General features: G+C 42.9%; 22 protein-coding genes and 3 pseudogenes. 21 read left to right on the top strand and 4 right to left on the bottom strand.

Annotated elements, in window-relative coordinates:
* Positions 1-71 precede the first annotated feature (71 nt).
* From J7E37_RS11805 to J7E37_RS11770, 8 genes are all read left to right on the top strand, one after another.
* The gene (locus J7E37_RS11805; protein ID WP_215024095.1) at positions 72-572 is read left to right on the top strand and encodes an RNA polymerase sigma factor; all 501 of its coding nucleotides are present in this window, start codon (positions 72-74) and stop codon (positions 570-572) included.
* The gene (locus J7E37_RS11800) at positions 559-1,539 is read left to right on the top strand and encodes an anti sigma factor C-terminal domain-containing protein (RefSeq protein ID WP_215024093.1); all 981 of its coding nucleotides are present in this window, start codon (positions 559-561) and stop codon (positions 1,537-1,539) included. The genes J7E37_RS11805 and J7E37_RS11800 overlap by 14 nt, the downstream gene beginning before the upstream one ends.
* Before the next feature lie 94 nt (positions 1,540-1,633).
* Positions 1,634-2,707 (top strand): ATP-binding protein, encoded by a 1,074-nt coding sequence (locus tag J7E37_RS22490; RefSeq protein WP_214782382.1) that lies wholly within the window; start codon positions 1,634-1,636, stop codon positions 2,705-2,707.
* A 122-nt stretch (positions 2,708-2,829) separates the two neighbouring features.
* Complete coding sequence (gene recQ, locus J7E37_RS11790; RefSeq protein ID WP_215024091.1) at positions 2,830-4,962, top strand: DNA helicase RecQ; 2,133 nt, start codon at positions 2,830-2,832, stop codon at positions 4,960-4,962.
* Between the two features lie 871 nt (positions 4,963-5,833).
* Complete coding sequence (locus J7E37_RS11785; protein WP_215024089.1) at positions 5,834-6,256, top strand: hypothetical protein; 423 nt, start codon at positions 5,834-5,836, stop codon at positions 6,254-6,256.
* A 71-nt stretch (positions 6,257-6,327) separates the two neighbouring features.
* On the top strand, positions 6,328-7,281 hold the full coding sequence (locus J7E37_RS11780; RefSeq protein ID WP_215024087.1) for an ABC transporter permease subunit: 954 nt from the start codon (positions 6,328-6,330) through the stop codon (positions 7,279-7,281).
* Entirely contained in the window at positions 7,274-8,164 is an 891-nt protein-coding gene (locus J7E37_RS11775; protein ID WP_215024085.1) for an ABC transporter permease subunit, read from the top strand. The genes J7E37_RS11780 and J7E37_RS11775 overlap by 8 nt, the downstream gene beginning before the upstream one ends.
* A gap of 135 nt (positions 8,165-8,299) precedes the next feature.
* Positions 8,300-8,749: a BsuPI-related putative proteinase inhibitor gene (locus J7E37_RS11770; RefSeq protein WP_215024084.1), complete on the top strand. Its 450-nt coding sequence runs from the start codon at positions 8,300-8,302 to the stop codon at positions 8,747-8,749.
* 43 nt (positions 8,750-8,792) lie between these two features.
* Here the strand turns inward: J7E37_RS11770 and J7E37_RS11765 are convergent, their stop codons facing one another.
* Entirely contained in the window at positions 8,793-9,068 is a 276-nt protein-coding gene (locus tag J7E37_RS11765) for a hypothetical protein (RefSeq protein WP_215024082.1), read from the bottom strand.
* 190 nt (positions 9,069-9,258) lie between these two features.
* Between J7E37_RS11765 and J7E37_RS11760 the strand changes: the two genes are divergently transcribed.
* The 10 genes and pseudogenes from J7E37_RS11760 to J7E37_RS11720 all read left to right on the top strand — a co-directional run bounded on the left by J7E37_RS11760 (position 9,259) and on the right by J7E37_RS11720 (position 19,410).
* Entirely contained in the window at positions 9,259-9,654 is a 396-nt protein-coding gene (locus tag J7E37_RS11760; RefSeq protein ID WP_214782396.1) for a hypothetical protein, read from the top strand.
* Positions 9,655-9,788: 134 nt separating this feature from the next.
* A complete protein-coding gene (rlmD, locus tag J7E37_RS11755) occupies positions 9,789-11,159 on the top strand; it encodes a 23S rRNA (uracil(1939)-C(5))-methyltransferase RlmD (RefSeq protein WP_215024080.1) in 1,371 nt (456 codons plus the stop codon).
* A 240-nt stretch (positions 11,160-11,399) separates the two neighbouring features.
* On the top strand, positions 11,400-11,951 hold the full coding sequence (locus tag J7E37_RS11750; RefSeq protein ID WP_353050015.1) for a bifunctional transcriptional activator/DNA repair enzyme AdaA: 552 nt from the start codon (positions 11,400-11,402) through the stop codon (positions 11,949-11,951).
* Between the two features lie 65 nt (positions 11,952-12,016).
* Positions 12,017-12,465: pseudogene (locus J7E37_RS11745) on the top strand (DUF1203 domain-containing protein).
* A gap of 238 nt (positions 12,466-12,703) precedes the next feature.
* Positions 12,704-13,321 carry an HAD family hydrolase gene (locus tag J7E37_RS11740; RefSeq protein ID WP_215024078.1) on the top strand — a complete coding sequence of 206 codons (618 nt, stop codon included), beginning with the start codon at positions 12,704-12,706 and terminating at the stop codon, positions 13,319-13,321.
* Between the two features lie 111 nt (positions 13,322-13,432).
* On the top strand, positions 13,433-14,092 hold the full coding sequence (locus J7E37_RS11735) for a DUF429 domain-containing protein (RefSeq protein WP_215024076.1): 660 nt from the start codon (positions 13,433-13,435) through the stop codon (positions 14,090-14,092).
* Positions 14,093-14,246: 154 nt separating this feature from the next.
* Positions 14,247-15,050, top strand: a complete 804-nt coding sequence (mutM, locus tag J7E37_RS11730) for a bifunctional DNA-formamidopyrimidine glycosylase/DNA-(apurinic or apyrimidinic site) lyase (RefSeq protein WP_215024170.1) — start codon at positions 14,247-14,249, stop codon at positions 15,048-15,050.
* A gap of 212 nt (positions 15,051-15,262) precedes the next feature.
* Positions 15,263-15,943, top strand: a pseudogene (locus J7E37_RS22605) (CsxC family protein); the annotation flags it as partial.
* Positions 15,944-16,249: 306 nt separating this feature from the next.
* Positions 16,250-16,576 (top strand): annotated as a pseudogene (locus J7E37_RS22600) (hypothetical protein); the annotation flags it as partial.
* A 1,631-nt stretch (positions 16,577-18,207) separates the two neighbouring features.
* A complete protein-coding gene (locus J7E37_RS11720) occupies positions 18,208-19,410 on the top strand; it encodes a glycosyltransferase (RefSeq protein WP_215024072.1) in 1,203 nt (400 codons plus the stop codon).
* A 92-nt stretch (positions 19,411-19,502) separates the two neighbouring features.
* On the opposite strand, the gene J7E37_RS22085 is transcribed toward J7E37_RS11720, so the two are convergent.
* Both J7E37_RS22085 and J7E37_RS22595 read right to left on the bottom strand, forming a co-directional pair.
* Complete coding sequence (locus tag J7E37_RS22085) at positions 19,503-19,610, bottom strand: glycosyltransferase (RefSeq protein WP_353050014.1); 108 nt, start codon at positions 19,608-19,610, stop codon at positions 19,503-19,505.
* 120 nt (positions 19,611-19,730) lie between these two features.
* Positions 19,731-19,916: a GT-D fold domain-containing protein gene (locus J7E37_RS22595; RefSeq protein ID WP_483297208.1), complete on the bottom strand. Its 186-nt coding sequence runs from the start codon at positions 19,914-19,916 to the stop codon at positions 19,731-19,733.
* A gap of 46 nt (positions 19,917-19,962) precedes the next feature.
* On the opposite strand from J7E37_RS22595, the gene J7E37_RS11710 reads away from it, so the two are divergent.
* Positions 19,963-20,871, top strand: coding sequence for an NAD-dependent epimerase/dehydratase family protein (locus J7E37_RS11710; RefSeq protein WP_215024070.1), 909 nt, complete (start codon positions 19,963-19,965; stop codon positions 20,869-20,871).
* 59 nt (positions 20,872-20,930) lie between these two features.
* On the opposite strand, the gene J7E37_RS11705 is transcribed toward J7E37_RS11710, so the two are convergent.
* Positions 20,931-22,025, bottom strand: a complete 1,095-nt coding sequence (locus J7E37_RS11705) for a tetratricopeptide repeat-containing glycosyltransferase family 2 protein (RefSeq protein ID WP_215024068.1) — start codon at positions 22,023-22,025, stop codon at positions 20,931-20,933.
* Positions 22,026-22,283: 258 nt separating this feature from the next.
* Here J7E37_RS11705 and J7E37_RS11700 point away from each other — a divergent pair, with 258 nt between their 5' ends.
* Both J7E37_RS11700 and J7E37_RS11695 read left to right on the top strand, forming a co-directional pair.
* Positions 22,284-23,264 carry an aldo/keto reductase gene (locus J7E37_RS11700; protein ID WP_215024066.1) on the top strand — a complete coding sequence of 327 codons (981 nt, stop codon included), beginning with the start codon at positions 22,284-22,286 and terminating at the stop codon, positions 23,262-23,264.
* A gap of 15 nt (positions 23,265-23,279) precedes the next feature.
* Positions 23,280-23,990: an SDR family NAD(P)-dependent oxidoreductase gene (locus J7E37_RS11695; protein ID WP_215024064.1), complete on the top strand. Its 711-nt coding sequence runs from the start codon at positions 23,280-23,282 to the stop codon at positions 23,988-23,990.
* Positions 23,991-23,992 lie beyond the last annotated feature (2 nt).

The following is a 23,992-nucleotide window of genomic DNA, read 5'->3' as shown; positions in this document are numbered from 1 at the left end:
AATAAACAAAAACCTTGTCCAAATGTGTTAACTTTTCAATAGGATAAACGTTATGTAAGCGGGAGGTCGGTATGGGAGATGTAAATCAAGATCTTAATAATGAGCTGAACATTGTGTATCGGTATCTGCTGAAGCAGGGAATTGCCCATGTCGATGCAGAAGATATTGTTCAGGAAACCGCATATAAATATTTGCTTTATAGTGATTCGATCCAGCCGGCAAAAACCCGCAGCTGGCTGATTCGTGTCGCCTTGAATTTTCATTATGACCAATGCCGGAAGCTTAGACGCATTGAGCTTACTTTGGAGAATGATCAGCACACGTCCAATAGTGACGAACAGCCTGAAGCAGCCATTTTAACAAAGGAAAGCGCAAGTGAGCTTGGAGAATCGCTGGGCCAGTTAAAGCCCCAATACCAGGAGTTATTATTATTGAAATATCAGAGCGGGCTTTCCTACCAGGAAATAGCGCAATTATTGGGCGTTAGTATGAGTTCCGTCAAAACTAATTTGTTCAGGGCCAGGCAGCGGTTAGCTAAGGTATTAAAGGAGGCAGACTATGACAGAGAATAACAGAGAAAAAACCTCGCAGGATATTGACTTTATGAGCAGTCCTTCCATGCAGAGAGCATTAAGGAAATCGAGACTGAAGCAGACCATTAGGTACACAGTCATTGCATTCCTTGCGTCGGCGTTATTGTTGACTGTGGTATTTATAGGCAGTGATTATCTCATGAATAAAAAACTGCGGGACAACCGGAACTTCATGCAACGCATGGTGAAGGGCGCAAATATTACTGGGGAAAACACTTATTATATTCATAATCTCTTCAGCGTCTTAGGGGAAACAACTTATTATAAAACAATTGGTGGCAGGCAGATTGTCTGGGATAAAACAACTAAAAAAATCCCTCTTTTCGGGCGGACCCAAATCATCCACCGCGGCAGCGGAATGGTGGCAACGAATGGCATGGACGAAGAAGCGAAAAGGACGGTCCGTTATAATGATTTTAATAATGAACGGAAGATTGATTTCTATTATCCGGGCCTGTCATATGAATTTTTGCCAAAGGAATTGGATCTTGCTGCAAGTTTGGATCAGAATATGCTTGTTGAGGTTGCCCTGTCTTTCAAGGAGCCGATGACATTGGATCAGCTGAGCAAAACTCTTGGGCATGAAAATGTCAATTGGTTATGGGTGGATACGACGTCTGAATCACAAAGGGCAAGGATGAATGATGAATTAGACGATGACAGCTTAAAAGTAAAGGGCGGAGGCAATGCTTTTGGATTTGAAGTGACAGAAGCTTATCCTTATTCAGCAAGTAATGGCCCAGGGTATATTGGCGCCTTAGAAGGAGCAAGCCAATCAAGCTCTTCTGCAAAAAAAGCCCTGAAAGCGATCAAGGCTAATGCCCAAAATGGTGAACTTTTGATCAGCGGTGCAGTCGTTACCGGGACCCCGGAAGAATTGCAGCGTTTCAGGACGCTGGATTTTATCAGGGCATCGGTACTTGGAGTGACAATTGATAAATATTAGTTCTAATCCTTCACTATTTCACTGTTTTTTTAGAGGATTTCCCCTAGTGATAAAGAATTATTAGGGTACGAATCTTTTCTAGGGGTGCTGCCGTGTGAATGACAAGTATATCGGTGTAGATTATGAACAGTTCATACCTAGGGAAACAGGCTTTATATTTAAATTCATCAAAAAAGACAACCAATTCATCCATACTTTTATTGAAGGGAAGCTCATAGAAAAGATCGGTCTTTACTCAGACCTTATAATCGGAAAAACGTTGATCGAATTTTTGCCGGCTGACCAGGTAAAACGCAAAGAGATTTTTTACGAAAAGGCCTGGAATGGGGAGCAAGTCAACTATGAAGGCAACCTTGGAGGCATTTATTATTTGGCGGTTCTGAATCCAATCCAAATAAATGGAGAGACGGTTGAGGTCATCGGGACAGCGATAGATATAACCAGCGAAAAAACGAGGGAGAAGCAGGCGCAGCAAATGGAGAAGCTCTCTGTAGTTGGAGAACTGGCAGCAGGGATTGCGCATGAAATCAGGAATCCGCTCACCTCGCTAAAAGGTTTTGCTAAAATCGTCAAAGAAAGCGTTGCAGATCAAAAGTTGATTCCTTACCTCGATATCATGCTGGATGAAATGGACCGAATCAATCAAATCGTCAATGAGTTCATGTTCATTGCCAAACCGAATGAGAATGTTCATTTTCAATATGTAAATTTTAGTAAGCTGGTTTCCGATTGCATTCACTTCATGGAACCCCAGGCCAACCTTAAAAGTATAAAAGTTGATTTTGAAGTTGATAGGGAAATCATTTTGAATTGTGACCGGAACCAGATGAAGCAGGTGTTGATTAACCTTCTCCAGAATGCGATTGAAGCGACGGATGATAATGGCCATTTTATCAGCGTAAGGCTTGATGAAGTGGTTGGGGAATCGGTCATGGTCACCATTCGTGATAAGGGCTGCGGAATACCAGAATCCCGGTTGAAGCGATTGTTTGAACCTTTTTATTCAACGAAGGAAAAGGGCACCGGATTGGGTTTGCTCACCTGCAAACGGATCATCGACCTTCACCAAGGCAGCATCGATATTGAAAGCCAGCCTGGGGAAGGCACACTCATCCGTATCGTGCTGCCTCGCAATAAAAATGCAGAAACATTGTTGATTGCAGAATAGACGGTGCCATGCTTTTTTGAAGCATGGCATTTTTGCTGTCGTTCTAGAAGGTTTATCTGTTAAAATGAAAGAGTAACCCTCTATTTCCCCCACATTTTCTCACTGAAAGGAGCCACCTCGTTATGCTGCAAAAAGCTCATGAATTATTGCAAAATCATTTTGGTTATTCCTCATTCCGCTTGGGGCAGGAACAGGCGATTTCATCTGTGCTTGAAGGAAAAAACACGGTCTGCGTCATGCCGACTGGAGGAGGTAAATCGATCGTCTATCAAATCCCGGCGCTCGTGCTGCCTGGGACAACCATCGTCATTTCTCCGCTGATCTCCCTGATGAAGGACCAGGTCGATACGCTCACCCAGCTTGGCATTCCGGCAACATATATCAATAGCTCGCTGACTGCGGGTGAAGCTGCCGCTCGAATGGATGACGCCAGGAACGGAAAGTACAAGCTATTGTACATCGCGCCCGAGCGGCTGGGGTCCTGGGAGTTCATCGATGACCTGCAGGACATGGAAATCCCGCTAATCGCCGTCGATGAAGCACACTGTATTTCCCAGTGGGGACATGATTTCCGCCCAAGCTATCTGCAGATTTCGGGACTTGCTGACCGTTTGCCGAGAAAGCCGATTGTTCTTGCCTTGACGGCAACAGCAACACCTAAAGTACGGGAAGACATTTGTGCTTCGTTAAAAATAAACCCTGAGAATACGGTGATTACCGGGTTTGAGCGCAGCAATCTCAGTTTTTCTGTAGTAAAAGGGCAGGATCGCCAGGCGTATTTAAGGGATTTTATCAAAAAGAATGAAAAGGAAGCTGGCATCATTTATGCGGCGACAAGGAAGATTGTCGACCAGTTGTATGAATGGCTGCAGAAAGAAGGTTTCGATGCGGCACGCTACCACGCGGGCATGAACGATGAAGACCGCAACAGAGAACAGGAACGATTTTTGCAGGATGAAGCGACCGTGATGGTTGCGACATCGGCATTCGGAATGGGCATCGATAAAAGCAATATCAGATATGTCCTCCACTTCCAGCTGCCGAAGAATATGGAGAGTTACTATCAGGAGGCCGGCCGTGCCGGTCGTGATGGACTGGACAGCGAATGTACCGTGCTTTATTCGTCGCAGGATGTCCAGGTTCAGCGCTTTTTGATTGACCAGTCCCCCGATCGCGAACGAATAGGGCCTGAGCTGGAAAAATTGCAGCAAATGGTCGGTTACTGCCATACCGAGGAATGCCTGCAATCCTACATTCTTCACTATTTTGGCGAGACAGAGACGGAGCCGTGCGGACGCTGCGGCAATTGTACGGATGCTCGTGATACGGAGGATGTCACGAAGGATGCTCAGATGGTGCTGTCTTGCATCATCCGGATGGGACAGAAATACGGTAAAGCAATGACGGCCAATGTTTTGACCGGCTCCAGGAATAAAAAGGTCCTCGAGTTCCGGCTTGATAAATTGCCGACGTATGGCTTGATGAAGGATCGGAATGCCAAGCAGGTCAATGACCTGATTGAGTTCCTGATTTCCCAGGAGCTGATCGGCGTCGAGCATGGGACCTACCCGACGATTTATGTGCCGGAGAAAGGGAAGGATGTTTTGCTCGGCAAGACAAAGGTTTTCAGGAAGGAAGCCATCAAGGTCAAGCAGGTTTCAAATGATGATCCGTTGTTTGAAGAACTGCGTGAAATGCGCAGGGAGGTTGCCGCTGCGGAAAAGGTGCCGCCGTTTATGATCTTCTCTGATTCCTCATTGAAGGATATGTGCCTGAAGCTGCCGCTGACGGATGCTGAGTTTCTCAATGTGGCTGGTGTCGGGGAACACAAGCTGCAGAAATATGGTGCTCCGTTCATACAAAAGATTATCGAGTTCTGCGAGGAGCATCCTGAGCGCCAGCCAGTGATGAATGCCGTTGCAGAACCAGTGGGGAAACCGGCGAAAAAAGCCGTCGGGGATTCTCATCTTGAAACCTACAAGCTCCATCAGGAGAAACTGTCCGTAGCCGAGATTGCCGCGAAGCGCGAGCTGGTCGAAAGCACGGTCGAAAATCACCTGATCCAGTGCATCCAGCAGGGAATGGAAGTTGATTATGGGGTGCTGATCCCTGCTCGGCATATCGATGACCTTGAAAAGGCCGTCGCAGAAGCCGGCCGCGACAGGCTCAAGCCAATCAAGGAACTGCTGCCTGATGAAGTCAGCTATTTTATGATCAAGGCATTTCTGTATATGTCGAAAAAGAAGGTCCATTAAGAAGAGACGAAGCCCGCGGGCTTCGTTTTTTTTAATACCTCTGAACGATTATGACCATCTAAGCTGAAAATTCTGAGGTAAGTGGCCGTTGTGGGACCCTAAAGACCATCGGAGCCGGAAAAAAAGCCTGAGGTGGTCATTATAAAGGTTCTAAAGACCATCGGAGCCGGAAAAATAGCGAAAGGTTGTCTTTATAGAGGTTCTAAAGACCATCGAAGCCGGAAAAAAAGCCTGAGGTGGTCATTATAAGAGTTCTAAAGACCATCGCAGCCTGGCAAATAGCAGCGAGTTGTCTTTATAGAGGTTCTAAAGACAATCGGAGCCGGAAAAAAAGCCTGAGGTGGTCATTATAAGGGTTCTAAAGACCATCGAAGCCTGGAAAATAGCACTGGGTTGTCTTTATAGAGTTTCTAAAGACCATCGGAGCCGGAAAAAAAGCCCAAGGTTGTCTTTATAGAGGTTCTAAAGACCATCGAAGCCGGAAAAAAAAGCCCAAGGTGGTCATTATAAGGGTTTTAAAGACCATCGCAGCCGGAAAAAAAGCCTGAGGTGGTCATTATAAGGGTTCTAAAGACCATCGAAGCCGGAAAAACAGCCTAAGGTAGTCATTATGAGGGTTCTAAAGACCATCGAAGCCGGAAAAAAAGCCTGAGGTGGTCATTATAAGGGTTCTAAAGACCATCGGAGCGGAAAAACAGCCCAAGGTGGTCATTAAAAGAGTTCTATAGACCTCCAATACCAGAATATTTAAGTAAGGTGGTCGTAAGAGCAGTCAGAAGGTATGGAGAGATATAAAAACTTTTAAATAATACTTTTCTGAAAAATTAAAAATGGTAAAATATAACTAGTGTCAAAAAAGGCTGGTGTTAGGATGCATCCGATTACAGTTATTGAGATATTGTCGGCCTTGGGTTTCATCTTGCTGATATTAGGTGTTGGTTATTTTTTGCCCGGAAAAAAGAGAAATACTGCGATAAAGATTATCCTGATTGTAATTGTCGCAGAGCTCGCTTTCTTTTCGGTCCGGCCGCTTTGGATCGACTACCATCGCGGAATCAAAACGGAACAGCTGACTGATTACCTGGAAGAGAGGTATCCAGGTGAGGAGTTCCAGATAAGTTACCGAACGAGCCGGAGCTACAACCCATATCATCTGGAAGTCAGGTTCCCCAATGAACCGGGTTGGAGTTACTCCTATTCTGTCAATGATGAAGGAATCAAGCAGATAAGCGTAGGAATACCGGATGCTCAATTGCCGGATGAAGGCCTCCATTATGAGGGTTTGGGAGATTGAGAGAAAAGTAGTTTGTTGTTTGATCAGTGCAGCTTATTAGTTCAATAAAATATCGTCCACCAGGAGGCTTCATGGTTTATTTTAAAAAGGCAATCGAGCAGTTTGTTTTATGGGTCATCTGCGTATTTTTGTTTATTGGGATATTGTTTTTGCCGGCTAAGACAAATTTTGAGACGGGGCAAGGCGGACAGTTCAAATCCGCGAGCTACGATTATGAATTGGACACCCATATGAAAAATATCACGGGTTTCTTTGCTTATATAAAGGAAAACCCTGACCTCGGGGAGTTTGTCCCGGGCCAGTCTTATGCGAATCGGATTGCGGACAAGGCGTGGAAGAGCTTGCTTTTAATTGTTCCGACCCTGATTTTGGCCTATATTTTAGGCGTTTTGAAAGGAATCTTTGATTTCAGGATGCAAAAAAGAAAGCTGAATTTTCTTGGCAATGGAACGACGTGGCTGTTCATTTCGATGCCGGACCTCTTTTTCATCATCATCGTCCAGATTGGCCTGATGTTTTTATATGAAAAAGGTTTGTTTTTCCATGTAACGTTATATGGAAGCGAAAAGCTGGAAACCTATGTAGTTGGGATTCTTTTTTTGCTGATTTATCCTGTTTTCTACCTTGCGAATATCACCAATGTGAGTCTACAGGAACAGGCGGGGAATGATTACATCCGGACCGCTAAGTCAAAAGGGACTCCCGGTTTCAAAATATTATTCCTGCATATCTTGAAAAATTCGTTTCCGAGAATTTTGGCGCATGGAAATACAATCACACTCTATGTATTATCGAACCTGTTTATTGTTGAAAAATTGATGGATTTCCAGGGAGCCGCGGACGGCCTGTTTGACGCGGTGCTGAGGGGCACAGGCTTCAGGATTGGGCTGGAAATCATGGTGGACGGTATTTCGGCAGTCGGTTATACGGTCTTCTTTGCCTCAATCATTCTGGTTTCGAATCTGGTCACACAGATTTTTAAAAGTCTTGTCACTCCGGCTTCACAGGAGATGAATCATGAATAAATCATTACTATTTGGCCTGACGATCTTGTCTTTTCTGTTGGTTATTGTCCTTATAGCACCATACCTTCCGTTCGTTGACACCTCATTAAAAGAAACCGTGATGAGGCAAAAAGAAGGCGGAGGATTCGAGCTTCCGCCGTTCGCACCGTCTGCTGATTTCCCAATCGGCTCTGATGCGAATGGCAAAGATTTATTGAGCAGGGTGCTTTTGGGTACGAAAGAAACGCTGTTAACGATACTCGCAATTGTCCTGATTCGTTATCTTATTGCGATTCCGCTTGCGATGGCAAGTTTTTATATGAAATTATTCCGTCGAATACTGATCATGTGGAATCGATTGTTCTCATTTATGCCGCCGATTTTCTTTGTGATCTTGATTATTGGCACACCATTCATTACTTTTTCGAGTAACCGATTTCTATGGATCATGCTTGTGCTCGCTTTAATTGAAGCAGGCAGGGTTGCCGATATCTTTTACCAGGGTATGGTCGACATCTCGAAGAAACCTTATGTGGAGGCCGGAATTGTCTCAGGTTCATCGGCTTTGACCATGCTGAGAAATTATTATTGGCCGCCGCTAAGGCCGTTTTTCATTGTCCAGTTTTTCTCCGACCTAGGGAGAACCCTTTTTCTTATCGGCCAGCTCGGAATCGTGGAAATCTTTTTGAGCGTCGAATTCGTTTCCCAGCTCGGTGGAGGATATCAGGCGATGAATGCATCTAACGCTTGGCCAACCTACTTCGCGAAGATTACCCGCCATATCTGGTCGCACCCATGGCTGCCGATTACCGGTACCGTTGCCATTGGGATAACCATATTGGCTTTCTCGATGACAAGCAGCGGCCTGCAGCAATATTTTGATAAAAAGTATAAAAGAGCATAAAGTGAAGGGGGAGGGCTAACAGGCACTTCCCCCTTTAGTTTGAAAATGGGTGATTTAGTTTATCTATTTATGTAACCTTTTGAACAGTTCTCCTGACAAATAGATAAAGAGTTTATTCAACAGGAGGTTCGGAAGATGAAAAAGCTATGGATGATATTGCTGCTTGGACTGCTGATCACGGGTTGTGGGACGGGGAACAAGGTTTCGAATAATGATGAAGATAAAGGAGGTGCCGGAATCGTGGCGGGAGAAATGGCTGCAAGTTTGACAGAGGAAAGCCCGTTGATTTTTCAATATGAAGTGAAGAATCAGACGGAGGAAGAAGTGACTCTTGAATTTACGAGTTCGCAAAGATACGATTATTCGGTGAAAACGAAGGATGGCAAAGAGGTTTTTCTGTTCTCAAGCGTTGCGGCCTTTTTACAGATATTGGGAGAAGAGAAGTTGAGCCAGGGGGATTCGCTGACATATGAAATGGATCTCCATGAATTGTCGCTTGAAAAAGGCGAATATGTCCTCACTGCGTGGATGACTCCTAAAGACGGGAAGAAATACGAAGTGACGAAGGAATTCTCTGTACAGTAAAAATAGATGTTCAGAAAGCGGATGGACCTTTACCTCCGCTTTTTTATTTTAGGAATTCAAATAAACCAACAACAATCGAAATTGTACTGATTCCCGTTCCGACAATCCATTTAATTAATTGTACCTGGCTTTTGCTTAAGCTTTTTTCCATGTCCGGTGTTGTGACAAAGTCTTTTTCGTTTAAGATTTGATTCATTAAAGTTCGTACATCATTGTTGTCCAGCTGGCTCTGGATTGTTACCTGGAAGTTTTCCTGCAGGCTTTCCAATTCCTCGATTTTCATCTCTAGTTCTTTTATTTTAAGTTCGATTTCCTTCATGCCCATCACCCCCCTTTAACAAATATCCTATTCATATATTGGAATGAAGAGATGGTAGTTTACCTAAACGCAGCGTAAATGGCTGCCCAATTTCATGCAGTATAGGCGGGTTACCCAAACCATTTGCCCATTCTCACATAGGGTGTTAGAGGGACATAATAAACACACTTATTGAGAGGGGACAATTTACATGTATATGTATTCACATAATATGCCTTATTTGCATGATTCCAGATCCTACGAAACTGGTGCTGCCGGAACCCTGGCTGCTGGTTTATTAGGGGCTGGGATAGGTTATCTGGGAGGACAATTGCTTAATGGTCCAGGTTATGGATATCCAGGAGGAGCTGGTTTTGGAGGGTATGGTTATCAAGGAGGTCCGGGATTCGGAGGCTATGGTTACCAGGGAGGCCCAGGGTATGGCTTTCAGGGAGGCCCGGGATATGGCTACCAGGGAGGTCCAGGATATGGATTCCAGGGTTCTCCCAGTTACGGAGCTTATGGTTACCAGGGAACACCGGGCATTGGCGGATATGGGTACCAGTCTGCACCGTGGTCCGGAGGGTATCGACCACAGGGTTGGTAATATTTTTCGAAAAGGGAGCAAAGCGGCTCGGTCGTTTTGCTTCAGTATTTTGAAAACAGGTTGATGAGTTTCGCAATCCCCCATTCAATATGATAAAATCTGACTTAGCTAATTCACAGCAAAGGACGGAAATGATGAGCAAAACGATACCGGTTAAAAAGAATGATTTTATAGATGTAGTGTTTGAGGATTTGACGCATGACGGAGCGGGTGTGGCCAAGGTTGATGGCTACCCGATTTTTGTCCAGGGCGGACTCCCTGGCGAAAAGGCAAACATCAAAGTGACCAAGGTGAACAAGGGTTACGGCTTTGGCCGCCTGATGGAGATTCTTGAAAGAAGCACCTTCCGTGTTGAGTGTCCTGCAGAGGATGCCCATAAATACGGTGGCTGCCAGCTGCAGCATATTAGCTATGAGGGTCAGCTAAAGTATAAGGAAAACCAGGTGAAGCAGGTGCTGGCAAGGATCGGCAAGCTTGAGGATGTTGTGGTGCACCCGATTCTTGGAATGGACAACCCTTGGCATTACCGGAACAAAGCCCAGGTACCTGTTGGCGAGAAGGATGGCAAGCTGATTGCTGGCTTTTTCAAGCCGCGCAGCCACGAAATCGTCGATACGGATGAAAGCCTGCTGCATCTCCAGGAAATTAACGAGGCAATCAAGGCGGTAAAAGAAATCGCCAGCGAGCTGGGCATTCAGCCTTATAATGAGGAAAAACATAAAGGTGTGCTTCGCCACATCATGGCCCGTTATGGTAGACAAACCGGTGAGCTGATGGTTGTGATTGTGACCAGGACGAATGAGATTCCACAGCAAAATAAGCTGATTGATGAAATCGTCGCAAGGCTGCCTAAGGTAAAATCAATCGTCCATAATATTAACTCGAAGAAAACGAATGTCATCATGGGAGATAAAACCGAAGTCCTCTGGAGAAGCGAAGTCATCTATGACTATATCGGTGACATCAAGTTCGCGATTTCCGCTCGTTCGTTCTATCAGGTCAACCCTGAACAGACAAAGGTTCTCTACGACAAAGCACTCGAATACGCAGAGCTGACAGGCGAAGAGTCCGTTATTGACGCCTACTGCGGCATCGGCACAATCTCGTTATTTTTAGCGCAAAAAGCAAAGAAGGTATTCGGAGTCGAAATCGTCCCCGAAGCCATCGAAGACGCAAAAAGAAACGCCGAACTGAATGGAATCACCAATTCAGAATTCGCAGTCGGAGAAGCCGAAAAAGTCATCCCGGCATGGTATGAAGAAGGAAACAGCGCCGATGTGTTGGTCGTCGACCCGCCGCGAAAAGGCTGTGACGAAGCGCTGCTGCAAACCATCATTGATATGAAACCGAAGAAGGTTGTGTACGTATCATGTAACCCGGCCACCCTGGCAAGAGATTTACGAATCCTTGAGGATGGCGGGTACAAGACAGTTGAATTACAGCCAGTTGATATGTTTCCGCAGACGACACATGTCGAGTGTGTTGCGCTAATAGAGTTAAAATAGCTTGGTATCAAAGGTTTTAAGCTTTTAATTAAAAATTAAAGTGTGTTTTATGTTCCCTCAGACCGTTGGTTTGGGGGAATTTTGTTTTGGAGAAAATATTTGCGATAGAATTTTTAAAAAATACATAGTTAGAAGAGGAAGGTTACTCGAGAGAGAATATGTTGGTGAAATACAGGAAGAAATTTTAGAACAAGGAAATATATAATAACTATAGAAGCGAAGATAGAGAGGTGAAGGTCTATTAAAAATGAAGAAAAATGGAAAGCAGTTAGTACCTGTAATAATTATTATGATGGGTTGTTTTATTATGCAGTCATAACAACGGGGATCTTTTGCAGACCTTCCTGTAAGGCCAAGACACCTTTGGAAAAGAACACCATTTTCTTTGATAATATAGAGGATGCGCTAAAAGATGGATTTAGGCCATGCAAAATGTGTAGGCCTGATCTAAATGAAACAACTTATGAACCTAATAAAGAATTAATAGAAAGGGCAAAAGAAATAATTATTAACAGTTATAATAAGCCTCTTAACCGTAAAGAAATAGCCCAGAAACTTGGTGTGAGCAATAATCATCTAGCAAGATTATTTAAACATTATTATGGTATGACCATATCTGAATATATTATTGAGTTAAGAATGGAAGAAGCAGCCAGGCTCTTGACACATACAGACATAGAAATTACTGAAGTTGCCCTAAAAGCAGGGGTTAAAAGCATGTCTAACTTTTACAAAATTTTTAAAGAGAGAACTGGTTTAACCCCAAAAGAATACAGATTGAAGAGTCTGTAAGATAGTTATTTCAAGAAATGCTTCATAACAACTAAATAAGCTTTAAAATTAAAGGGGGATAGAATATGAGAAATAACTTTCAAATCGTTGCGTTACAAGAGAAGGAATTTAATAACCTATTTTTAATGAATGAAGGAGGATTAAAAAGTATCGGGAGCCTGGATATCCCTGCAGGGTAAGTTTGAAGGATGCAGAGGTAGGAGAAGAGGTAATCTTACTGAATTACCAATATCATTGTGTTAATTCGCCTTATAAAGCAAGTGGGCCTATATTTATACGAAAGGGAGCAACTACCGCAAAGCTAGATGTAAATGAAATTCCGGATATGTTACATCATAGGTATCTTTCTGTACGTGGCTACAATACTTACTCAATGATTGTAGAAGCAAGGGTTACAGAAGGTGTGAATTTGAGAGAAAATATAGATGAAATTTTTGATAACAAAGAAGTAGAATATATTCACATCCTTAACGCTAAACCAGGATGCTATAACTGCCTTGTTAATAGAGTGTGAAAAAGCTGCAAAATGCAAACATCTATAATCCTATTAGAATAATTATACTTTGCCATATGATCATTAGATCTAATAACAGCTTAGTAGGCAAGTGGACTTTTTCAGACCACTTTTATTACGCAATACAGCGTTATAGATATATTATTCTGGACCTAGAGTTAGCAAATATGAAAACTTGAAATGGCAAGAGAAGAAAAAGTAAGTTGCAAAAAATTAGTTTGAACGGGAGTGAAATGAATTGGATAGTATCATTTTTGATTTAGATGGAACCATCTGGGATCCGATAGACACTGTACTTAGTGCTTGGAATAACGTTATAAGAAAAAGTAATCTCATAAATAGTGAATTAACCCGGAAAGATTTTGAAGGTACGATGGGTTTACAGATGAATGAAATAAGTAAGAAACTCTTTCCTGCCTTAAATGATAAAGAACGTCAAAAATTAATAATAGATTGTTGCGAAGCAGAACAATCTATCTTAGAAAAGAATGGAGGGGTTCTTTTTTACAATGTAGAGAATGTGCTAAAGGAGCTTTTTCAAAAATACAAACTATACATCGTCAGTAACTGTCAAGATGGTTACATAGAAGCTTTTTACAAGTCTCAGAGGCTTGATAAGTATTTTTTAGACTTCGAAAACCCAGGTAGAACCGGTCTGTCAAAAGGTGAAAATATTAATTTGGTTATTCAGAGAAATAACTTATTAAATCCAGTCTATGTGGGTGACACACAAGGTGATTTAGAAGCAGCTAGATTTGCTAATATTCCCTTTATTTATGCTGAATATGGATTTGGCCAAGTAAGTGAATATGATAAGAAGGTTAAGAGTTTTGAAGAACTTTTAAAAGTATTCTAGTGTAAATATACATGTAATCAAATTGAATACGCGAATAACCTTGCTGAATGTTCATTAAGCTAAATCGGGAATTGTTTATACAGCCTGTAATATGGAAGTGAGGGAGGTTATATGAGAGTAATCGGAATCGATTTATCAGGGCCAAGAAATCATAAGGATACAGTCCTTACTATTTTTAAACAAGAGGGAAGACATCTGCAACTTATTAAGTGGGCAAATAATTTAAGTGATCAGGACATATTGCGAGAGGTTTTTGAGCAAAGTCAATTAGATGAGGTCGTTATCGGAATTGATGCACCTTTATCTTATGAAGACGGTGGAGGAGATAGAAAGAGTGACCGGGAACTAAGAAAGTTTATTGTGAATTTAGGGATGAAATCCGGGTCAATCATGCCGCCAACCTTAAATAGAATGGTGTACTTAACATTAAGAGGAATAAAACTTAGTAGAGAAATAGAGAATTTAAACGCCGCCTATTCCATTTCTCTAGTAGAAGTCCATCCAGGGGCAGTGATTGGATCGAGACTGTCCAAACAAAATATTGAATATGTGTTGGCTTACAAACAAGAACAATCAGCTAGAAGTTATATTCGAAATTGGCTTGCGGAGCAGGGGCTTACACAAATACCTATTGAAATAGAAGCAGAAAGCCATTCTATCGATGCATGTGCCGCTGCGTTAGGTGCATGGCACTGGAAGGCTTCTTCCTATGAAGCCAAATGGATTTACCCAGCTTGCCCCCCGCTGCATCCTTATGACTATTGCTGTTAATTCAGCAGAATATATTGTTTTATTTACCCTCGGACTAATGTTCGGGGGATTTTTTTAATACTCGGAGCTATCTTTTACGCAGAACTAAGAATTTATAATAATTCAACAGTAGGAAATACTGTAAAAATAAATTGTAAAATTGGGGGACAAAATGATGCCTGAATTGCCAGAGATGGAAACATATAAAACTTTACTGGGGTCATTGATCGGTGGGCAAAAGATTTCGGGTGCTGAGATTGGGCGGGAAAAGTCTATTAACGTACCAGTTGACAGGTTTACTGCGCAAGTTTCAAATCAAGCCATAAAAACGGTTACCAGAAGAGCGAAATATTTAATTTTTCAATTGCAGGATGGAAAATGTTTATTATTGCACCTGATGCTTGGCGGATGGATGTTTTTTGGCAAAGAGGAAGATAGGCCAAACAGGACAATTCAAGTAAAGCTATCATTCGGGGAACAACATTTATTTTTCATTGGACTGCGATTGGGCTACCTCCATCTTTTATCACGTGAAGAGGTCCAGGAAGAGTTTGGAAAACTGGGACCTGAAGTGCTTGATCCTGATTTTACATTGAACGCCTTTCATCGACTAATGCAAAAAAGAAGAGGAACAATTAAAACAACATTAATCAATCAAGAAGTGCTGGCTGGAATAGGGAATGGATATTCTGATGAGATTCTTTGGCATGCAGAGATTCGTCCTGATAAAAAAATCAATGATCTTGACGATCAACAATTATCACGGCTATATCATTCGATTCAGTTTATCCTTAATCGAGGAATTGAACAAGGTGGTTATATGGAAAATCCGCTATATAAAGGAGATGGAAAAACAGGAGGCTACCAATTTTATGTTTATGACAGAGAAGGAAAAGAATGTTCTCGCTGCAATGCTTCCATATTAAAAAAAGAAATCTCTTCACGGAAAACTTACTTCTGTCCCAATTGCCAGCAATAAATGAGATTACTGGAACACCCTGGTGCAGCCACATAAATTCTGCACAGGTTTGAAGCTGTTATATGAGTTGTACTTGAATAACTATGAAAGCCTTATCCTTTGTTGGATAAGGCTTTTTTGTATCCAAAGAAGGCATATGTGGATTTTCCCCGACGATTCTGTCTTTTATATAAATAGTCCAATCCTCTGTATAGAAATATCCATAAGATATTGTGTTCTCAATACAAAAAAAGGGAGTGAGATTATTGAGAGATAAAGAGAATCACAATAAGGATTTTCCGGCAAGTATTAGTAATTGTTCAAACAGAAACGTAGCACCAGACGTGAATTTTGATGCAAGGATAAGCAAGGTACCTGTAGTCTTAGCTGAAATTGAAGTAAGTACCTCGGTTAAAGCTGATATTACATTTCCGGAAGATGTACTGGAAATCAAGGATATAAAAAAACGAGTAGTCCTTGTTCAATGTCGCCTTCTGGTTCCAACCAATCAGCTATTCATTAAAGGATATGTAGAAAAAAATATCAGATACGCAGCTGCACCAACGGGATGGAAGGGGAAGTGTATAGACTCAAATATCCGATCTTTTACCGTGAAAGTGCCATTTGAGTGTGCCACTACAATTAGGGAGTTCATAACTCGTCCAGTAGAGGTTCGGTTAAACCAGCGCAGGGAATTTGATTTCTTGGTCACTGAACCTTTATCGGAAGGCTTTCCTGAAAAAGATGAGCTGCTAACGAGCGACCTTTCACAATATCATCAAACGAGTATCCAACACTATAATGAACTTCCATACTGTGATTTGGTCTCCAGCAGTATTGTTGAGTACGATGAAGCAACAGACAGGGTGCCTCTACAAGATGGGGCGATATTTGAAGGAACCTTTAGGAACATCGTGGAAAAGATGCTCGTCAAGTTTACAATTAAGCTGCTTCAAAAACAACAAGTTCCAATTGGTGGAGGAGCACCGGGACCGACTGGGCCAACTGGGCCAACAGGACCAACAGGACCAACGGGACCAACGGGAGCGACAGGAGCAACTGGGCCGACAGGAGCGACCGGACCGACTGGGCCAACAGGGCCGACCGGAGCAACTGGAGCGACCGGAGCAACCGGACCAACGGGGCCGACAGGAGCAACCGGAGCAACCGGAGCGACAGGAGCAACAGGAGCAACCGGTGCAACGGGAGCAACAGGGGCAACCGGACCAACCGGGCCGACTGGAGCAACAGGACCAACCGGACCAACCGGACCGACTGGGCCAACCGGTCCGACCGGAGCAACTGGAGCGACTGGAGCGACAGGAGCAACCGGAGCAACCGGAGCAACCGGAGCAACGGGAGCAACCGGAGCGACAGGACCGACTGGGCCAACGGGAGCAACTGGAGCAACCGGAGCAACCGGAGCGACAGGACCAACAGGGCCAACAGGAGCAACTGGGCCGACAGGAGCAACCGGAGCGACAGGACCAACAGGGCCAACAGGAGCAACCGGAGCAACGGGAGCAACCGGAGCGACAGGAGCAACAGGACCAACAGGACCAACGGGAGCAACCGGGCCAACCGGAGCAACCGGAGCGACAGGACCAACAGGAGCGACAGGACCAACAGGGCCAACCGGGCCGACAGGAGCAACAGGAGCGACCGGAGCAACAGGGGCAACCGGACCAACCGGGCCGACTGGAGCGACAGGAGCAACCGGAGCAACCGGACCGACTGGGCCAACCGGGCCGACCGGAGCAACAGGAGCGACAGGACCAACCGGAGCAACCGGAGCAACGGGAGCAACGGGAGCAACTGGAGCGACAGGACCAACCGGAGCGACTGGGCCAACAGGGCCGACCGGAGCAACTGGAGCGACAGGAGCAACTGGAGCAACAGGGCCAACCGGGCCAACAGGAGCAACAGGAGCAACAGGAGCAACTGGAGCGACCGGAGCGACAGGACCAACAGGACCAACAGGACCAACAGGAGCAACCGGAGCAACAGGGCCAATGCCTGCAACTGAATGTGATTGCTGTGTAGATCCAATGAGAGAATATCTGACTCTATTAGAAGGCTCCACAAACATTGATATTGCGACGACCTTACAAAGCGCCCAAGGTGGCTTCACTAATGCAACCATCAACAGAGTTGTTGGTGATTATGTGATTGTCAATAATGGGGATGCAGCAATACCGATTTGTAAGATTGTTGGGCTAGGAGGAGACACTGATTCTCCATTATTCACAACACCATTACCTCCATCTGAAGATGAAGACAGTGGCTTCTGTGACTGCTGTGAACAAGCAACACGGGATATTTTAGAGATGATCCAGGCAAGACCTGCAACTGCAGACTTCTTTACCGAGGGTTCTGGCGACTTTGGTAACTTACAGAACTTCTCCATTCTTGAAATTGAAGAAGGATTAGTCAAGATCCAGAGTGGCAACGATGTCAGAGTACTCTCAACTTGCCGCATAGCAGCTCTGTCAGATATAAATCCAAACCTGATTGTCCCACCGCCAACACCATAAACAAGAACTAGGCTGTACTATGAGTAAATCTCATAGGAACAGCCTTTTTCATTCTTATATACATCCATCAATATTCTGTTTTCGTTCCATTAAACATATTGATACATAATGTATCAATATGAACATTGTTAGAAGGTGAAGATATGATTCAAACGCTAAGAACAAATGAATTCAATAAACGTCTGGCACGTCTTCGGAGGGCTGAACAGCAACTGCTAACTCCACGAAGAAGAAAACGAAAAGACCAGCTCCATATTGTCTATGCAATGACCCATGTAGGAATTTGTGGTGGTGTAAAAGTAATATTTGAACATGCGAACAAATTACAAGAGGCTGGTGCTCAAGTAACACTTGTTTCACATTATCAAAAGCCGTCCTGGTTTCCGATTGAAACAAATTATATCCAAGTTCCATTTGACCTTGAACTAGCAAAAGGAATCCCTAATTGTGATGTCATCGTAGCTACTTACTGGGATCACATTCAGGCGTGTATCGAAACAGGTATTGCACCTGTTGTTTATTTTGAGCAGGGCGATTTTCATCTATTTGACTATCATTCAATTAATTTAACATTAAAAAACTTTATTCAAAAACAATATGAAGTTCCTCCTGTTGTTTTTACTGTTTCACACCAGGCAGCAGGTTTGATTACAAAGGTATATGGAAGGGAAGCTCAGGTTTTTCCGAATGCAGTAGATGAAAGTGTATTTTGTGTAAATGGAGAAAAAGAGTTGGGAGAACGTCCATACTTATTGATGGTTGGGGGAGAAAGTGCAGCTTTTAAAGGTATTCCTGATATCATTGATGCATATGAAAAAGTAAAAGAGGATTTTGAGATTGATCTGTATTGGATCACACCGGAAGAGCCCTCTGAAAAGTTAAGAAGCCGGGTCACGAGGGTATTTGTCAACCCAAGGCAACAAAAGATAGGCAGCCTATATAGAGGTGCTGCTATATATGTTTGTGGGTCAACATACGAGAATTTTCCATTGCCACCCCTTGAGGCAATGGCCTGTTGTTGTCCTGTTGTTACAACGAATAATACAGGTTCACTGGAGTATGCTGTTCACAAACAAAATGCCTTGATTTGTAATATGAAGGATCCTGTTGATATGGCTGAAAAAATAAAAGAAGTGTTTTCACATGCATGCCTAAAAGAGAGTTTGATAACGAATGGATTAGCTACAGCGAATCAATATAACTGGAAAACGATTATTCAGGATATTCTGGAGTATTATAGAAGCATTGCCCGGCAACAAGTTTTATCTAAATGCACATTAAAGGATTGGGATATAGCCATAAGAGAAAACGATTGTTTATATAAGGAAGATTATTTGAAGTTGAAAAAAATGCTCCTTGTAACGAATGCGGATATTATAAGGGTTCCTGTTATTTATTCTATTGATAAAGTTCCTCAAATAGCGAGGTGGGAAGTAGTCGCAATAAGGAAAAACAGCGATGAAGGAATGGTTGAAGAATGCTATTGTCCAGTGTGGCCATTAAGGAAGCTGCATTTGTATAATTTAAAAGGTTTTCAATCATTTTTGAAGAAGCAATATGATCAGGCATTAGAGGAATTTACCGAGTTATATAATGGGGATCCGTCAAATGATAAAGCGGTCTGGGCAAGATGGATTGTATTAACATTAATCAGGCTGCAAAGGAAACAAGAAGCGAGGAGAAAATTAAAGGATTACATTAAAGAATATCCACACAACGCCGATTTTTATAAATTAAGCATATTGGCAGGGGAAAAGGAACTACAAGACCCGTTTTCAGCTGAAGCAATAAAATTATTAGGTGAGGCAACTGGTTCTTCAGAGTTTTTCTATAAAGTTGAACCTTAATATAAATAACCCTCTAAAAAATTTTAGAGGGTTATTTATATCTATTCACACGGTGGTCAATGATATTTTTGGCCTTTTATTTCTTGCTTATACTACCGAATCGGTGGATCCTGAAAAGCCAGGATGACATCTTCACTTCGATCTGTGGATCCATCATTTATAATGATCAATTCTAAGTCGGCTACCGTCTGGTTTAAAATACTCTAGATCGCCTCGCCAATAAAATGTTCACTGTTATAAACAGCTAGAACTACACTAATCTCCTTAACTCCCTACTTTTTAATTTTGTCTGATTCTTTTCCTTCCTTCTATATACCAATCTAATAGATGGCAAGATCTATGGCCACTTTACCCCTTTTGGCTATGTCAACACATATTAGGTTTGCTGGTATTCCAGCGGACACAAAGGCAGCATCAAATTCATATTGATCTATTTCTTCAAGTACTTTCGGCACTAAATGAATGGTCCATAAATGAAGCCCGAACAATGGCTTGAAAACGAACATAAGTTAAAAAGAAAACAATAAACTAAAGCTGCGAAGGGAGAAGGTAATGAAGGTATTGGTGGTAGGAGGTGCTGGTTTTATCGGCTCACATGTTGTGGATGCACTTGTTAACAAAGGTTATGAAATAGTAGTAGTGGATAATCTTTCTTCAGGAAAGCAGGATTTCCTGCATCCAGGAGCCGCGTTTTATTCTTTGAATATACTGAATGACGGTTTAGTGACTATTTTTGAAAAGGAAAGGCCAGATGCAGTCATCCATCTTGCAGCACAGATCAATGTCCAGAAATCAATCGAAAACTCCACGCTGGACGCTGAGGTCAATATTTTGGGAACGCTAAAAATTTTAGAGCTATGTAAAAAACACAATTGTAAATTGATTTACTCCTCATCGGCAGCAGTGTATGGGAACCCCGTCTATTTGCCTGTGGACGAACGCCATCCTGTTAAACCTCTATCAAACTATGGCATTTCGAAATACACTCCAGAAATGTATATCTCCCTTTATTCCCAGCAATATGATATTGATTATACGATCCTGCGCTATGCGAATGTTTATGGAGCCAGGCAGGATGCAGAGGGGGAAGGGGGTGTCGTTTCGATTTTTATAAAAAAAATGATCAACAATGAACCGCCTGTCATCTTTGGGAATGGAGAACAAACCAGGGACTTTATTTATGTAGAAGACGTTGCTGCCGCTAATATCGCTGCTTTGGAAAAGGAGTGCCGCGGCGTATTCAATATAAGCAGTAATCAAGAAATGACCATTAACTCGCTCGTGGAGGAAATCAATCTTTTATTGAATACCAAGCTGGCACCCATCCATGAAAAATTCCGGACCGGCGATATCCTCCATAGCTGTCTGAATAACCAATTGGCCCATAAAAAGCTAGGCTGGGAGCCTAAGTTTTCTTTGAAAGAGGGATTGAAGAAGACGGTTGACAGCGGCAGGCAGTGAATCGTTATAGGCATGAACATGATTTTTGTTGGAATTATAAAAAGAAGTAAGGGCTGCCCTTACTTCTTTCCTTTTTTACTATTCATAAAATCGTTGAAAAATTTTTCGTTGAACAAAATCTGCTGGTCATCTGGACGGTATGTTTTGGCATTCTGATTGTGTTCAATCGATTTTTCAACATTACCTAATTCCCAATGGCATACGCATAGCTGAAGGTTTGGATACCATGTTGAATAAGCCTGGTTCTGGAAGCCGGCTGTTTCCTTGCTCATCTCTGTGGCGGCAGTATACCAAAAAATAGCTGTCTGATAATCCTGTTTGGCCTTAAAAATATCGCCAATCCGGCAGCACGGCTCAGGCCGGGGTGCATCGAAAGACAGAGACTTTAGCAAGGCTTCCATTTCTTCGTCTTTTTCTCCTCTATGGGCATGGCAATCAGCCAGGTTCATACATGCTATTATGTTGTCCTCCACCCAGCCTTTTTTGCCTCCAAGGAACTCGTGATAGTAAATGATCGCTTTTTCATATTGCCTATGGTCACGCAGCTCATTGGCATAATAGTATAAATCCCTCGGGGAAAATTCCTCGCCTCTTTTAATCCGGTTTTCATATATTCTTAAATTCCTGTCAGATTGGCCGGTCGATTGTTTTTCATCCTTTTTATGCTCTATTGATATATCAGAGGATAGAATATTGCCGCTCACGTCAAGATATTCATGTACGGGACCGATCCATTTGAAGTTCTTGCTCCTCTTCACCAGGCGGTTCCTTCTATAATGGAAAGTGGGGTTCCCATATTCATCCCTGAGGATGACATAGATCATGGAGACAGCATCAACATCCGAATTAAGAGAAGTTTTCAGCTTTTTGAATTTTTGCTGATCGGCCGGCAGTAAAATATCATCAGCATCAAGCCAAAGGATATAGTCCATCTCGGCATTGCTGAAGGCAAAGTTCCGGGCTGCGGAAAAGTCGTCAATCCACTCAAAATCGAGCACTTTATCACTGTACTTCCTGGCTATTTCCTTCGTCCTGTCAGTCGATCCAGTATCCACAATGACGATTTCATCACAGATTTCCTGTACACTCTTGAGGCAATTCTCCAATACTTCCTCTTCATTTTTAACAATCATGCAGAGACTGATGGTGGTCATTTTATCCCTCCCGTAAAAGATTTTCTTCACATTTTATGTGAAGGGGTGAAATTGTGAACCCTGTTCTAATCCTGACCTGTTGTATTTAGGTTCTAGCACGTTTTTTTTACCGGCACCTAAAATATTGCAACTCATTAAAAATTTAAATACTACAGATTTCAAATAATGAAGCTTATCATTTAATAGTAGAGCTTTTTGAAAGCGTTTACTGATAGAGGATGGTTCTATATAAAATACATGCAGAAGAGAGGGTCATAAATGAAATTTACATACTTAGGCCGTACCGGGTTAAAAGTAAGCCGCTTATGTCTTGGAACGATGAATTTTGGGGTTGATACTAAAGAGAAAGAAGCATTTTATATCATGGATGCTGCTCTTGATGCAGGTATTAATTTTTTTGATACAGCAAATATTTACGGATGGGGAGCGAATGCTGGTAAAACGGAAGAAATCATTGGCCGCTGGTTTGCCCAGGGCGGCGGCCGCAGGGAAAAGGTAGTACTAGCTACAAAGGTTTATGGTGATATGCACGATGAGTTAGATGGTCCGAATGATGTACCTGGATTATCAGCCTATAAAATTCGCCGCCACCTTGAAGGCTCACTGCGTCGCTTGCAGACAGACCATATCGAATTGTACCAAATGCACCATATTGATCGCAGAGTTACGTGGGAAGAGATCTGGCCAGCATTTGAGCGTGCTGTTCAGCAAGGTAAGATCGATTATGTTGGATCCAGCAATTTTCCTGCATGGGCTATAGCGGAAGGACAAGCAAAAGCGGAAGCGCGAAATTTCTTTGGGCTGGTGAGTGAACAGCACCGGTACAACTTAAATGGCAGATTGCCTGAATTAGAGGTATTGCCGGCTGCAGAGAGATATGGGTTAGGATTCATTCCATGGAGCCCACTTGACGGAGGACTGTTGGGCGGAAATGCACTGGATCCAGCTAAAGGATCAAGAAGTGCGAAAAATCATGAAGCGATTGAAAGGAACCGCAGCAAACTTGAGAAATTTTCAGCATTATGTAAGAAAATTGGAGAAAAAGAAGATTCAGTTGCACTTGCCTGGTTATTGGCCAACCCTATCGTGACAGCTCCAATCATCGGTGTGCGTACAAGAGAGCAGCTGCAAAAATCTTTACATGCTGTAGAGGTTTCATTATCGCCAGAGACGATGAAAGAGCTGGATGAGATTTTCCCGGGTCCAGGAGGGCATGCTCCGGAAGCATACAGCTGGTAAAGGGGTGGTACCTTAGTGAAAACAGTATATATTACAGGGTGTGACAGAGGCCTTGGACTTGCACTGGCAGGAACATTTGTGGATGAAGGCTTTAAGGTATTTGCCGGAAGCTATATACCAGATTGGCCTGAATTAAAAGAACTTAAGAATACAGCAGGGAAGCAGCTTTATATCTTGCCGCTTGATGTGACAAGCGACGTTTCTGTACAGCATGCAGCTGAAGAAATTAAACGTATTTCGCCTCGGCTTGATGTGTTGATCAATAATGCCGGAATCTATACGGATCAGGATGGAGATGCATTCGAAGGGTTTGATTTTGACGCTATCAGGCGAATGCATGAGACTAATACGCTGGGTCCTTTGCGAGTTTCACAGTCTGTTTTACCACTATTGATGCGAGGTGATAATAAACTGCTCGTCAATATCTCATCTGAAGCCGGAAGCATTACCGATTGCAAACGTGAAAAAGAGTACGGATATACAATGTCAAAGGCTGCTCTCAACATGCAATCTGTTGTTTTACAAAATCAATTAAAAAGGTTTGGGATAAAGGTATTGGCTATTCATCCCGGTTATGTAAGATCCTATATGCTCGGCAGGTTTAACACAGAGGCAACCGTCGAAGCGGCAGACTCTGCAAGAGGGATTGTGCAGCAACTTTTTCAACAGGCTTTGTTAGACGGACCTATTTTTATAGATTATCAAGGCCAAAGGTTAGATTGGTAAGG

It is taken from the genome of Bacillus sp. ISL-39, from assembly GCF_018613295.1.
GTDB lineage: Bacteria > Bacillota > Bacilli > Bacillales > Cytobacillaceae > Mesobacillus.
Note: the sequence above shows the minus strand (reverse complement) of the source record. Positions and strands in the feature narration are given on the sequence as shown.